12 protein-coding genes, 2 tRNA genes and 1 pseudogene are annotated in these 12,426 nt (G+C 58.3%); 4 read left to right on the forward strand and 11 right to left on the reverse strand.

Annotated features, from left to right (window positions below; all coding sequences use genetic code 11):
* Positions 1 to 14 precede the first annotated feature (14 nt).
* Positions 15 to 91: transfer RNA gene (locus ACM6IR_RS03275), tRNA-Met, on the reverse strand.
* A gap of 220 nt (positions 92 to 311) precedes the next feature.
* Positions 312 to 388, reverse strand: a tRNA-Met gene (locus ACM6IR_RS03280).
* A 301-nt stretch (positions 389 to 689) separates the two neighbouring features.
* On the opposite strand from ACM6IR_RS03280, the gene dinB reads away from it, so the two are divergent.
* On the forward strand, positions 690 to 1,751 hold the full coding sequence (gene dinB / locus ACM6IR_RS03285) for a DNA polymerase IV (protein WP_414906364.1): 1,062 nt from the start codon (positions 690 to 692) through the stop codon (positions 1,749 to 1,751).
* Positions 1,752 to 1,850: 99 nt separating this feature from the next.
* Here dinB and ACM6IR_RS03290 read toward each other — a convergent pair whose 3' ends face one another.
* The 4 genes from ACM6IR_RS03290 to ACM6IR_RS03305 form a co-directional block, all read right to left on the reverse strand.
* Positions 1,851 to 2,804 carry a hypothetical protein gene (locus ACM6IR_RS03290; protein ID WP_414906365.1) on the reverse strand — a complete coding sequence of 318 codons (954 nt, stop codon included), beginning with the start codon at positions 2,802 to 2,804 and terminating at the stop codon, positions 1,851 to 1,853.
* A gap of 17 nt (positions 2,805 to 2,821) precedes the next feature.
* Positions 2,822 to 4,537, reverse strand: coding sequence for a proline--tRNA ligase (locus ACM6IR_RS03295; RefSeq protein ID WP_414906366.1), 1,716 nt, complete (start codon positions 4,535 to 4,537; stop codon positions 2,822 to 2,824).
* 130 nt (positions 4,538 to 4,667) lie between these two features.
* Entirely contained in the window at positions 4,668 to 6,227 is a 1,560-nt protein-coding gene (locus ACM6IR_RS03300; protein WP_414906367.1) for an AmpG family muropeptide MFS transporter, read from the reverse strand.
* Positions 6,228 to 6,271: 44 nt separating this feature from the next.
* Positions 6,272 to 6,655, reverse strand: coding sequence for an MGMT family protein (locus tag ACM6IR_RS03305; protein ID WP_414906444.1), 384 nt, complete (start codon positions 6,653 to 6,655; stop codon positions 6,272 to 6,274).
* A 235-nt stretch (positions 6,656 to 6,890) separates the two neighbouring features.
* On the opposite strand from ACM6IR_RS03305, the pseudogene ACM6IR_RS03310 reads away from it, so the two are divergent.
* Positions 6,891 to 7,313 (forward strand): annotated as a pseudogene (locus tag ACM6IR_RS03310) (DUF481 domain-containing protein); the annotation flags it as partial.
* 94 nt (positions 7,314 to 7,407) lie between these two features.
* Here ACM6IR_RS03310 and ACM6IR_RS03315 read toward each other — a convergent pair.
* Positions 7,408 to 7,617 carry a cold-shock protein gene (locus ACM6IR_RS03315; protein ID WP_002554837.1) on the reverse strand — a complete coding sequence of 70 codons (210 nt, stop codon included), beginning with the start codon at positions 7,615 to 7,617 and terminating at the stop codon, positions 7,408 to 7,410.
* 354 nt (positions 7,618 to 7,971) lie between these two features.
* On the opposite strand from ACM6IR_RS03315, the gene dcd reads away from it, so the two are divergent.
* Positions 7,972 to 8,538 carry a dCTP deaminase gene (dcd, locus tag ACM6IR_RS03320; protein WP_414906368.1) on the forward strand — a complete coding sequence of 189 codons (567 nt, stop codon included), beginning with the start codon at positions 7,972 to 7,974 and terminating at the stop codon, positions 8,536 to 8,538.
* Between the two features lie 107 nt (positions 8,539 to 8,645).
* Complete coding sequence (locus tag ACM6IR_RS03325; RefSeq protein WP_150718635.1) at positions 8,646 to 8,855, forward strand: hypothetical protein; 210 nt, start codon at positions 8,646 to 8,648, stop codon at positions 8,853 to 8,855.
* 181 nt (positions 8,856 to 9,036) lie between these two features.
* On the opposite strand, the gene ACM6IR_RS03330 is transcribed toward ACM6IR_RS03325, so the two are convergent.
* The 4 genes from ACM6IR_RS03330 to ACM6IR_RS03345 are packed head-to-tail and all read right to left on the reverse strand — an operon-like array spanning position 9,037 to position 12,393.
* Complete coding sequence (locus tag ACM6IR_RS03330; protein ID WP_414906369.1) at positions 9,037 to 9,801, reverse strand: ABC transporter ATP-binding protein; 765 nt, start codon at positions 9,799 to 9,801, stop codon at positions 9,037 to 9,039.
* Positions 9,802 to 9,814: 13 nt separating this feature from the next.
* Positions 9,815 to 10,933, reverse strand: a complete 1,119-nt coding sequence (locus tag ACM6IR_RS03335; protein ID WP_414906370.1) for a succinylglutamate desuccinylase/aspartoacylase family protein — start codon at positions 10,931 to 10,933, stop codon at positions 9,815 to 9,817.
* Between the two features lie 24 nt (positions 10,934 to 10,957).
* Positions 10,958 to 11,668, reverse strand: a complete 711-nt coding sequence (locus ACM6IR_RS03340) for an ABC transporter permease (protein ID WP_414906371.1) — start codon at positions 11,666 to 11,668, stop codon at positions 10,958 to 10,960.
* Positions 11,665 to 12,393, reverse strand: coding sequence for an ABC transporter permease (locus ACM6IR_RS03345; protein WP_414906372.1), 729 nt, complete (start codon positions 12,391 to 12,393; stop codon positions 11,665 to 11,667). The genes ACM6IR_RS03340 and ACM6IR_RS03345 overlap by 4 nt, the downstream gene beginning before the upstream one ends.
* Positions 12,394 to 12,426: the final 33 nt, after the last annotated feature.

A 12,426-nucleotide genomic window follows, 5' to 3' on the forward strand; every position in this document is an offset into this window, starting at 1 on the left:
CCTTTTTTGATGTTTGGTTGCGGGAGCCGGATTTGAACCGACGACCTTCGGGTTATGAGCCCGACGAGCTACCAGACTGCTCCATCCCGCGTCTGTGTGGCGGCATTCTATAGAGATACGCCGGGGTGTCAACCGTTAATCCTGAATAGGGTCAAATAAGCGTAAAAGAACATCGAACGGTCGTGGAGGTGTCTTAAGTTTTGGAATCAGAACGATTTCTCATTTCTGCGCACGAACGTTATATGCGTCGGTTTTTATAAAACTGACACGCACAAAAAAGGCCACTCTTTCGAGTAGCCTTTTTTGATGTTTGGTTGCGGGAGCCGGATTTGAACCGACGACCTTCGGGTTATGAGCCCGACGAGCTACCAGACTGCTCCATCCCGCGTCTGTGTGTCGGCATTCTACAGAGGATTGCAGGGCTGTCAACCTTCAATCTGGATAAAACTCTTCTGGTTCAATCGCTTAGCGGAAAAAAGAGGGCAGTGTAATCGGCTGTAAGGCAGGCGTGGCAAGGCTTTCAGCTCTATTGGGATGGGCTTGTCGATTGATAAAATAAATTCACCCGGTGCTTTTCCTACGGATGGAAAAGAACATTCAGACTACTGGTGCTATATACAGGTGTCAGTGAGATACTGCTTTTCCGGCACGCTATGACGCCCTTTCATCGCCATGAACACCGCTTTTATATGACGCAGCGAAAAATCATCCACGTCGACTGTGACTGCTTCTACGCCGCCATCGAGATGCGTGACGACCCGCGCCTGGCCGGTAAACCTTTGGCGGTGGGCGGTTCGGCGGATCGGCGCGGGGTGATCGCCACCTGCAACTATGAAGCGCGGGCGTATGGTGTTCGCTCGGCCATGTCTTCCGGGCATGCGCTGAAGCTGTGCCCGGACCTGACCATCGTCAAGCCGCGCATGGACGCTTATAGAGAAGCATCGAAGGAAATTCATACAATCTTTCGCGATTACACCGACTTGATCGAACCGCTTTCTCTCGATGAGGCTTATCTCGACGTGTCGGAGAGCGCACATTTCGGCGGCAGCGCCACGCGAATTGCCCAGGACATCCGGCGGCGAGTCTCCAACCAGTTGCACATCACCGTTTCTGCCGGTGTGGCGCCAAACAAATTTCTCGCCAAAATCGCCAGTGACTGGAAAAAGCCCAACGGTTTGTTCGTTATTACACCGGATCAGGTCGAGGACTTTGTCAGCGGTTTGCCTGTCAGCAAGTTGCACGGTGTTGGCAAAGTCACCGCCGATAAACTGGGCAGGCTCGGCATCGTCGATTGCTCGCATTTGCGTGAGTGGGACAAGTTGGCACTGGTGCGAGAATTTGGCAGTTTCGGCGAGCGACTCTGGAACCTGGCGCGTGGGATCGATGATCGGCTGGTGCACAACGACAGTCGTCGGCAGTCGATCAGTGTCGAAAACACCTATGACGTTGACCTGCCGGATCTGGTCAGTTGCCTGGATAAGTTACCCGAGTTGCTGGAAACCCTGGGCAGCCGCATGGCGCGGATCGACAGTAGCTATCGGCCGGGCAAACCGTTCGTCAAAGTGAAATTCCATGACTTCACCCAGACTACGTTGGAACAGGCCGGGGCAGGGCGGGATTTGGGGAGCTATCAGTTATTGCTGACCCAAGCCTTCAATCGGGGCGGGAAACCGGTGCGTTTGTTGGGGGTAGGGGTGCGGCTGGAGGATTTGCGGGGCGGATTTGAGCAGATGGAGTTGTTTGAACGGTAGTTTTGCGGTGGAGGTGAGGGCCTCTTCGCGGGCAAGCCTCGCTCCTACAGGTATCGCATACCCTTGTAGGAGCGAGGCTTGCCCGCGAAGCTTTTGCTTTTAGTTCGGCCCAGGATCCGCCACCAATCGACCGGCATCCTTCGTCAGCGACTTGAGGAACTCGGTTTGCAGTTCGGGATCGTTGCGCGTCAGCTCGATCAGGCTTTGTTCCAACTCACTGGCTTCTTCTTCCAGACCCAGCTCCGACAGACGTTTGACCCGGTGCACCCACTGGCTCACTTCATCGTCTTCGAGGTCATCGTAAATCAAGCTGTGCGCTTCCAGCAGTTTGCCCCGCAATGAGCTGCTGATCGCCAGGGATGAATCGGTGTGCACATCATCCTGGCTGTCTGCGACCCTGATCAGCAGTCGGCTCAAATGATTGGTGTCATGTTCGGCGAACGGACTGTCCAGCAGGTTCAGGCGCAATACGCCGTTTTTGTCGGTGGTCAGTTCGAAGGTTTCCTTGCCGGCCTTGACCTCAACCGGACGCTCGCTCCAGGGCAAACTCGAGTATTCGGTGCGTTTGTCGCGCTGAACTTCGTCGATGCCTGCCAGGTTCTGTTGCGCACGGCCATGGGACTGCATGTTCATGAACGGGTTGAGCCCGGCGATACCATAGTTGAGCCAGTCCTTCGTCATGCTGTCCGGCAGATGACCAAGGGCGAACACGTTGACCACGTTCGCACCGACACCGGCCACCAAGGCCACCGCGCCCAGCGGAATCTCGTAGACTTCCCGCCAGGGTTGGTAGGGCGTGTAGCGGTCATAGTGGCGCGTGACTTCGAACTCGGTGATTTCGAACGTCTTCTGCTCGTGAATTTTCACCCGGCGTTGCGGTAGCTCAAGCATCTTGGGCTCGCCGACATCGATCTGCAGGCTGTGATCGAGCAGTTTGCGCTCGACGCGTTCCTCGTGCTCACTGCGTTGTGACATGTGATTGGCACAACCGCTGACCAGCAGGGTGCCGCACAGGGCGGCACCACCGAGGCCTAAGGTGTTTCGCTTGAACATGACTTCTCTATCTGGTGTCAGCGGCGGATACGGGCCTGGAGGAAAGACAGCACGTCAGCGACCGGCAGCGCTTGCGCCTCAGGCTCAGTGCGGCTCTTGTATTCCAGATTGCCTTCGGCAAGGCCGCGGTCACTGACCACGATCCGGTGAGGAATGCCGATCAGCTCCATGTCCGCGAACTTGATGCCCGGGCTGGTCTTTTTGTCACGATCATCCAGCAGCACTTCGAACCCGGCGGCAGTCAGTTCTGCGTACAGCTTGTCGGTGGCTTCGCGGACCTGGTCGGTTTCGTAGCGCAGCGGCACCAGTGCAATCTGGAATGGCGCCAACGTGTCGCTCCAGATGATGCCGTTGGCGTCGTTGTTCTGCTCGATGGCGGCAGCAACCACGCGGGAAACGCCGATGCCGTAGCAGCCCATTTCCAGCGTGACCGGCTTGCCGTTCTCGCCCAGCACTTCGCACTTCATCGCTTTGCTGTACTTGTTGCCCAGCTGGAAGATGTGCCCGACTTCGATGCCGCGCTTGATTTCCAGCGTGCCTTTGCCGTCAGGGCTAGGGTCGCCGGCTACCACGTTACGCAGGTCGGCAACGGTTGGAACCGGCAGATCGCGCTCCCAGTTCACGCCGAAGTAGTGCTTGTCGTCGATGTTGGCACCGATACCGAAGTCGCTCATCAGCTCGACGGAACGGTCGATGATGATCGGCAGCGGCAGGTTCAACGGGCCAAGGGAACCGGCACCGGCGCCAATGGCGTCACGCAGTTCGGACTCGGACGCCATGACCAGCGGGCTGGCTACGCCAGGCTGGTTGGCGGCCTTGATTTCGTTCAGCTCGTGGTCGCCACGGATGATCAGGGCAATCAGCTTGCCCTTCTCTTCAGCGTGAACCACCAAGGTCTTGATGGTCTTCTCGATCGGCAGGTTGAAACCTTCGACCAGTTGCGCGATGGTCTTGGCGTTCGGGGTGTCGACCAGGCGCAGTTCTTCGGCAGGCAGCGCACGGGAGGTTTCGCGCGGCACGGCTTCGGCTTTCTCGATGTTCGCGGCGTAGTCGGAGCCGTTGCTGAAGACGATATCGTCTTCGCCGGATTCGGCCAGAACGTGGAATTCGTGGGAGCCGGCACCGCCAATCGAGCCGTTATCGGCTTCAACGGGACGGAACTTCAGGCCCAGACGGGTGAACACGTTGCAGTACGCCTGGTGCATGCGGTCATAGGTGACCTGCAGCGATGGCTGGTCAGCATGGAAGGAGTAGGCGTCCTTCATGATGAATTCGCGGCCGCGCATCAAACCGAAGCGTGGACGGATTTCGTCACGGAATTTGGTCTGGATCTGATACAGGTTGATTGGCAGCTGTTTGTAGCTGCTCAACTCGTTGCGCATCAGGTCGGTGATGACTTCTTCGTGGGTTGGGCCAGCGCAGAAGTCGCGACCGTGGCGATCTTTGAAACGCAGCAATTCAGGGCCGTATTCTTCCCAGCGACCGGATTCCTGCCACAGCTCAGCCGGTTGAGTGCTCGGCATCAACACTTCGAGAGAGCCGGCGGCGTTCATTTCTTCACGAACGACGGCTTCGACCTTGCGCATCACTCGCAAGCCCATCGGCAGCCAGGTGTACAGGCCCGAGGCGAGTTTGCGGATCATGCCGGCGCGCAGCATCAGCTGATGGCTGATCACGACCGCATCGGAAGGCGTTTCTTTCTGTGTGGCGAGCAAAAATTGACTGGTGCGCATGGTTGGCCGTTGTCGGTTGCTGATGACGAGAAATGACTGAGCATTGTACGGGCGAGATCCGCTGGCGTACAGAAGTGCGGGCGGCGGCGTGACCGGATGGCGGGAAACCTCCCGCCATTACGGACGTTTCCTACGACTCTTCCGCAACCTGCGTCGGCACCGGTTCGGGTGATGGCGTCGGGCCGGCTCGACGGTTTTCCTGAAACCAGTGCAGGGCAATCAGCAGCAGCGTCGGAACACCGAGCAGGGCGGTCATGATGAAGAAATTATGGTAGCCGAACTTTTCGACCATGACCCCCGAGTAGCCGCCAATCAGGCGTGGCAGCAAGAGCATGATCGAGCTGAGCAGGGCGTACTGGGTGGCGGAGAATTTGAGGTTGGTCAGGCTCGACAGGTAAGCCACGAAGGCCGAAGTCGCCATGCCCGAGCTGAAGTTGTCCAGCGAGATGGTGACGATCAGCATGTTCAGATTGGTGCCCATGTCGGCGAGCATCACGAACAGCAGGTTGGTGCCGGCCGAGGCCAGGCCGCCGATGAACAGGATCGGCAGGATGCCGAAACGTACGATCAGTAAGCCGCCCATGCCGGCGCCGAACAGGGTCATGATCAGGCCGAAGATCTTGCTGACGCCGGCGATCTGATCCTTGGTAAAGCCCTGGTCGATGTAAAACACGTTGGCCATCACGCCCATGACCGTGTCGGACATTCGATAGGTGGCAATCAGCCCTAGCAGCAGGAAGGCTTGCCAGCGGTAGCGCAGGATAAAGTCGTTGACTGGCGTAAGCACTGGCGCCAGGCCGCGGCGCCCCATGGTCGAAAGGCACAGGGCGGTGAGGAGGGTGTAGAGGATCGCACGCAGAAAGGCGCGGTCTTCGAGCAGCAGGTCGAGCAGGCTCACGCCGCCGAACAGCACGCTGGCGAAGTCCGTGTTGTAGAGCTGGGTAAACATGGCCGGTACGGACACCAGCAACACGATGAGGACAAACACCGACGCCAGCTGATGAACAAAGCTATAGCGTCCGGCCTGAAGCTGAGTGCGCAGGGGTACCGGTGGCTCGCGCATGAACAGGGTGGTGAGCAGGGCAGGGATCATCAAGGCGCCGAACAGCACGTAGGTGCCAGTCCAGGCTGAATGCTTGTAGTTGAAGCCGGTGGAGCCGAAGCCTTCCGCGACGAACAGCGCGCCAGCGGTGGCCAGCAACGCCGCGATCCGATAGCCGGACATGTAACTGGCGGCCAGTGCAGCCTGGCGACTGTCTTCAGCGATTTCCAGGCGATAGGCATCCACGGCGATGTCTTGCGTCGCCGAAGCGAATGCAACGACCACGGCAATGGCGATCAGCCAGGACAAGTGTTTTTGCGGGTCGCAGAAACCCATGCCGATCAGGCCAAGGATCACCAGCGATTGGGCCAGCACAAGCCAGGAGCGGCGGCGGCCAAGCTTGCCGAGCAGGGGCAGGCGCCATTGGTCGAGCAGGGGGGACCACACCCATTTAAAGGCGTAGGCCAAGCCGATCAGGCTTGCATAGCCAATGGTTTCGCGAGCCACACCGGCTTCACGGAGCCAGACCGAAAGTGTCGAAAACACCAACATGTAGGGCAGGCCAGCGGCGAAGCCGAGCAGCAACAGCACGAGCGTTGAAGGGCTGGCATAGGCGGCGAGCGCGGCGCGCCAGGTTTTACGGGGCATGGGCTGGAGTCTGCCTCAAGAGTTACGGAAACAAAGCGCGCACTCTAACCGCTGTGGTCTACCGGACGCCAGCCATGGCGCTGAATATCAACACGATTGTTCAGGATACTGACACCCTCCATGCGCAAACGCGCACGTTGTTCATCCCCCGAAGGGCTGCCAACAGGCAGGCTGATACGCCCCCCGGCGCCGAGTACACGGTGCCAGGGCAGTTTGCTGTCACTCGGCAATTGGCTCAGTGTGCGCCCGACCCAGCGGGCGGCGCGACCCAGGCCCGCCAGTTCGGCGAGCTGGCCATAACTGACGACTTTGCCCTCGGGGACTTGGGCCAGTGTCAGGTAGAGCGCCGTGCGTCGGATTTGCGCCGCGCTTTCGGGTTCAATGTCGGACACGTCCGGATTTCCTGTGGGAGCGAGCTTGCTCGCGATGGGTGTTAACGATGGCGAGAACTGCCTGGAGCAAAACGCCGCGTTCAAATTTATCGCGAGCTCGCTCGCTCCTACAATCGATCGCCGTTCGTAGAGTAAGTCCTTGATCATCAATTGAGAAATGAACTCAATGGAAATGGTCGGGTCAGTCCTTGCCAGGGTCTTACTCCTGCGGATAATCCCGACTTTTTTTCGCAATCTTGAGCTCGTATTTGCTGATGGTGTCCAGAAACCCGCGGGCGAGAAAGCCAAGTCGCTGCAGGCGGCAGGCGACGGCAAGGTGATCCTGGCCAACGGCGAGGCCTCCAAGACCGTTGAGCTCGCGAGTATCCAGCAGATACTCAAGCCTAAGCTCGTAGTCGCGCCGCGCTGGATTATCGAAGGGTGGAAAACGACACCGATGACTACGGCATCGATTTCAAGACCACTGCGCGGCATGGCAGATGGCGACATACCGCGGAAGGCGAGTAATGGCGAAGTCGCCAAGCCATTATCCGGCGTGGCCGATTATGCGTTGGATGCCGAGATGGGCCTGCGCTATAAGGTCACCGAGTGGGCGTCGCTGAGCCTGAAAGCCGAGAAGGACATCATCACCGGTAGCGATGAAGCTGATCAGAACAAGACTCGGTATACGGCAGGGTTTGGCGTGACCTGGTAGGCGTCGAAAAAATCTTTTTTGCATGACGAAAAACACTCGCCCACAAAAAAGCCCCGCTTTTGAGGGCGGGGCCTTTTACTAAAGCAAGTACAAGTTAGATAACTTGAACTTCTTCAGCTTGCATGCCTTTCTGACCGCGGGTAGCGATGAAAGAAACCTGTTGGCCTTCTTTCAGGCTTTTGAAGCCGTCGGATTGGATAGCTTTGAAGTGAACGAACAGGTCGTCACCGGATTGTGGAGTGATGAAGCCGAAGCCTTTTTCATCGTTGAACCACTTAACGGTACCGGTTTGGCGATTAGACATGGTGTAACTCCTTGAACAAAGATAACTGCGACTCAGGAAGAACCCTGGCCGAGACTGAGTGCAAAGAGCAGGAAAAATTCTTGTAGATGGTTGGATCGAAATTCAACATATCGTGTAGAGATTCTCAGTGACACAAGCAGCACAGTGGCGCCACCTTAACCCTTTTTCCGGAACGTGCCAATGCTTCTTGCGAAGGTTTCTCTGTTTTCATGACTGACGGTCCATCAGATTGTCCACAAGCCCCGCTAATTACGGGGGATCGGCAAGATTTGCACCCCGGACTTTGAACCCGGCGGCGCGCCCCGGTAAGATGCCGGACAGAATTTTTCCACCTCGCTATTCAGGACACCCGCCATGAGCATCAAATCGGACAAGTGGATTCGCCGCATGGCGCAAGAGCACGGCATGATCGAGCCCTTCGTCGAGCGCCAGATGCGCGGCGAAGGCGCCGACCGAGTGATTTCCTACGGTGTGTCGAGCTACGGCTACGACGTGCGTTGCGCCGATGAATTCAAAGTGTTCACCAATATCAATTCGGCGACCGTCGATCCGAAGAATTTCGACGAAAAGAGCTTCGTCGACGTCAAGAGTGACGTCTGCATCATTCCGCCGAACTCCTTCGCCCTGGCGCGCACCGTGGAATTTTTCCGCATTCCGCGCAACGTACTGACCATCTGCCTCGGTAAAAGCACCTACGCGCGCTGCGGTATTATCGTCAACGTGACGCCGCTTGAGCCGGAGTGGGAAGGCCACGTGACCCTGGAGTTCTCCAACACCACGACCCTGCCGGCGAAAATCTATGCCAATGAAGGCGTGGCGCAGATGTTGTTCTTCGAATCCGACGAAGAGTGCGAAGTCTCCTATAAGGACCGTGGCGGCAAGTATCAGGGCCAGCTCGGCGTCACCCTGCCACGCACCTGATCCATTCATCTGGTAGCTAGCGGGAATTCTTGAGTGGGTAGACACTCTATTGGGGGGAACTGCCCGGTTCGCGTACAGCGGAACGGGCCATTGCTCAGGAGTGCTGTATGAAGATCGATCCACGAATAAGTGCCGAACTGGCAAGGCTTGAGCCCAATCAGGTTGGCGTTTTGGCCTGGTCCTTGTTGGCACATCCGCCCGTCAGCATGGCAGGGGGCATCCCCGGCCAGCCTGATCCCGATACGCCAAACGAACAACCTATGGAGCCCGGAGAGCCCACCCTGCCGGATGAGCCGCCTCCCGCTCCTGTTGCTTGAAACCCTACCCCGGCGACCTTGTAGGAGCGAGCCCGCTTGCGAAGGACTTGAACGCAACGCGTTTATTCAGGAAAAACGCGTCATCGTTATCGACCTTCGCGAGCAAGCTCGCTCCTACATAAACTTGAGATCAGGACGCGCGCCATCGCTAACGGGCTTCGCTTGTAGGTGTGCGGCCGATTTATTTCAGGTTGCCGCTGAGGAACTGCTTTAGCCGTTCACTTCTCGGATTGCCCAGCACGTCTTCCGGCGCGCCTTCTTCCTCCACCAGTCCTTGGTGCAAAAACAGCACCTGGCTCGACACTTTGCGCGCAAAGCTCATTTCGTGGGTGACCATGATCATGGTCCGGCCCTCTTCGGCCAAACCTTGGATCACTTTCAGCACTTCACCCACCAGTTCCGGGTCGAGCGCCGAGGTCGGTTCGTCGAACAGCATGACTTCCGGCTCCATGGCCAGCGCGCGGGCAATCGCCACACGCTGTTGCTGGCCGCCGGAGAGAAACGCCGGGTACTGATCCGCCACCCGTGGCGCCAGACCGACCTTGTCGAGGTAACGTCGGGCACGGTCTTCAGCCTCTTTCTTGTCACAGCCCAGGACCCGGCGCGGCGCCATGGTGATGTTTTCCAGCACTGTCATGTGGCTCCACAGGTTGAAGTGCTGGAACACCATGGCCAGACGGGTGCGGATCCGTTGCAGTTCATCGGCATCGGCCACGTGCATGCCATGGCGATCCTTGATCATGCGGATGTTCTGGCCATCGAGGCTCATGGCACCGTCGTTGGGTTGTTCGAGAAAGTTGATGCAACGCAGGAAGGTACTTTTGCCCGAGCCGCTGGCGCCGATCAGGCTGATGACATCGCCGGTGTTGGCCTTGAGCGACACACCTTTGAGTACTTCATGATCGCCATAGCTTTTATGCAGGCCTTCGATGGTCAGTTTGTACATGGGGCATGCATCCTCAAGGCGAAAGTAGATAGCCGCTGCGATAGGCTTCGGTGCCCGCGACATGGGCGATCACCATGCCGGCAGTGGCCATGCGGCGCAGCGAACGGGCGTACATCAACCCGGCGGCGGTGCAATGGACAGGGGTGACACGATCAAGAATCGGGTCAATGATTTCGGCGATCAGTTGCCCGGCTTCAAGGTATTCCCCCGGCAGCGCGGCAAATACCAGCAGCCCGCCCACAGGCGTGGCCACCGGTTCGACACCGGCCAGCGGCGTGGCCGGGTAGGGCAGTTCGGGCAGTGGCGCCGGTTCGCCGGCGATTGCGCCGTAATGAATCAGGTAATCGATCAATGCCTGGCTATCGAGACTGGCCAGAGGGTGATTGACGTCACCTTGGCCGCGCAATTCGACGGTGACCGAGATACTGCCGAGCGGTATGTCGAAAAACTCGCCGAAGCGTTCTTTCAGCTGCCACCAGAGCAGGGTGAAACACTCATCGAACGACTGACCGCCGGAGTCGGTGGCCAGCAGACTGGCTTCAGCTCCGATGTAACGGGCCAGCGGCTCGACCAGAGGCCAGGCCTCGGGCGTGGTGTAGAGGTGCGCGACCGCTTCGAAATCGCAGTGCAAGTCCAGCACCATATCGGCATCGCAGGCCAGGCGTTGCAGGATCAGGCGCTGGGATTGCAGTTGAGTGCCAGCGGTCTGCCGGGCGAGGGCGCCCCGCAGGCTGTCGCGAATCAGTTCGAGGTTGTGCCGGGGATCGTCGCCGAGCCGGCCTTCGATTTCATTGCCGACCTCTTCACTCAAATCCACGAACCAGCGATTGAAGTTCTGCCCGCTTTCCAGCTCATAGCGGCCCAGTGGCACATCCATCACCACTTGTTCCAGGCCGACCGGGTTGGCCACCGGGACCAGAACGATTTCGCTGCGCAGGCGGCCGGCGGCTTCCAGCTCCGCCAAACGCTGCTTGAGGTGCCAGGCGACCAGCATGCCGGGCATTTCATCGGCGTGCAGGGATGACTGGATGTAGATCTTGCCTTTGGCCGACTCCGGGCCGAAGTGGAAACTGTGTATCTGTCGTGCGGTCCCAGGCAGCGGGGTCAGCAGGTCATGAATCGTGTGGCGCATGTCTCTTTATTCCTAAAGCGGGTCCTAGTGGGTCGGCCCAAGAAACGCCAGCCATCGGCGTTCGGCGAGACGGAACAGGCCGACCAGCGCAAAGGTCACGGTCAGGTAGATCAGCGCAGCGATGCCGAATGACTGAAAGGTCAGGAACGTCGCCGAGTTGGCGTCCCGAGCGACTTTCAGGATGTCCGGGATCGTTGCAGTGAACGCCACAGTGGTCGAGTGCAGCATCAGAATCACTTCGTTGCTGTAATAGGGCAACGAGCGACGCAGGGCTGACGGCATGATCACGTAGGCATACAGCTTCCAGCCTGTCAGACCATAGGCTTTCGCGGCTTCGACTTCACCATGGTTCATGCTGCGAATGGCTCCGGAGAAGATCTCCGTGGTGTACGCGCACGTGTTCAGGGCAAAGGCCAGGATGGTGCAGTTCATCGCATCGCGGAAAAACGCATCCAGCACGGGCTGGGCACGCACGGCGGCCAGGCTGTAAATGCCGGTGTAGCAAATCAGCAGCTGGATATACAGCGGCGTACCCCGGAACAGGTAGGTGTAGAACTGCACCGGCCAACGGATGTAGTAGTGCGGCGAGACCCGGGCGATGGACAGCGGGATCGACACCAGAAAACCGACGAAGATCGAGGCGCTGAGTAGCCACATGGTCATGGCCAGGCCAGTGATGTGGTAGCCATCGGTATAGAGGAAGGGTTTCCAGTATTCCTGCAGGAGTTCGATCATCGTACGGCCTCCCGGGAACCGGCGGCGTAGCGGCGTTCGAGCCAGCGCAGGACGACGTTGGAAGCGCTGGTGATCAGCAGGTAAATCATGGCGGCCAGTACCAGGAAGTAAAACAGTTGATAGGTGCTTTTACCGGCGTCCTGGGCAGCCTTGACCAGATCGGCGAGGCCGATGATCGACACCAGCGCGGTGGCCTTGAGCATCACCATCCAGTTGTTGCCGATACCTGGCAGAGCAAAACGCATCATCTGCGGGAACACCACGAAACGAAAACGCTGGCCGCGTTTGAGGCCATAGGCGGTGGCGGCTTCGACCTGGCCACGAGGTACCGCGAGGATCGCGCCCCGGAAGGTTTCGGTGAAATACGCGCCATAAATGAAGCCCAGGGTGATGACCCCGGCGCTGAACGGGTTGATCTCGATGTATTCCCATTCCAGAAAGTCAGTCAACGACGTCAGCCAGGTTTGCAGGCTGTAGAAAATCAGCAGCATCAACACCAGGTCCGGCACGCCGCGAATCAGTGTGGTGTACATCTGGGCAGGGACCCGCACCAGTTTGACTTTTGACAGCTTGGCACTGGCGCCCAGCAGACCGAGCAACACGGCCACCAAAAGCGACAACACCGATAATTTGATGGTCATCCAAGTGCCTTCCAACAGCAACGGGCCGAAGCCCTTGAGGCTGAAGGCGGAGAGCCCCAGGTTTTGTAAAAGGTTTTCAAACATAAATCAGCAACCTGATCGGATGAAAAAAGCGCC

Source organism: Pseudomonas sp. IT-P253 (genome assembly GCF_949768125.1).
Lineage (GTDB): Bacteria > Pseudomonadota > Gammaproteobacteria > Pseudomonadales > Pseudomonadaceae > Aquipseudomonas.

Coding starts and splice junctions, on each gene's coding strand:
- dinB (WP_414906364.1), top strand. CDS start 690: ATGACGCAGCGAAAAATCATCCACGTCGACTGTGACTGCTTCTACGCC.
- ACM6IR_RS03290 (WP_414906365.1), bottom strand. CDS start 2,804: ATGTTCAAGCGAAACACCTTAGGCCTCGGTGGTGCCGCCCTGTGCGGC.
- ACM6IR_RS03295 (WP_414906366.1), bottom strand. CDS start 4,537: ATGCGCACCAGTCAATTTTTGCTCGCCACACAGAAAGAAACGCCTTCC.
- ACM6IR_RS03300 (WP_414906367.1), bottom strand. CDS start 6,227: ATGCCCCGTAAAACCTGGCGCGCCGCGCTCGCCGCCTATGCCAGCCCT.
- ACM6IR_RS03315 (WP_002554837.1), bottom strand. CDS start 7,617: ATGTCTAATCGCCAAACCGGTACCGTTAAGTGGTTCAACGATGAAAAA.
- dcd (WP_414906368.1), top strand. CDS start 7,972: ATGAGCATCAAATCGGACAAGTGGATTCGCCGCATGGCGCAAGAGCAC.
- ACM6IR_RS03325 (WP_150718635.1), top strand. CDS start 8,646: ATGAAGATCGATCCACGAATAAGTGCCGAACTGGCAAGGCTTGAGCCC.
- ACM6IR_RS03330 (WP_414906369.1), bottom strand. CDS start 9,801: ATGTACAAACTGACCATCGAAGGCCTGCATAAAAGCTATGGCGATCAT.
- ACM6IR_RS03335 (WP_414906370.1), bottom strand. CDS start 10,933: ATGCGCCACACGATTCATGACCTGCTGACCCCGCTGCCTGGGACCGCA.
- ACM6IR_RS03340 (WP_414906371.1), bottom strand. CDS start 11,668: ATGATCGAACTCCTGCAGGAATACTGGAAACCCTTCCTCTATACCGAT.
- ACM6IR_RS03345 (WP_414906372.1), bottom strand. CDS start 12,393: ATGTTTGAAAACCTTTTACAAAACCTGGGGCTCTCCGCCTTCAGCCTC.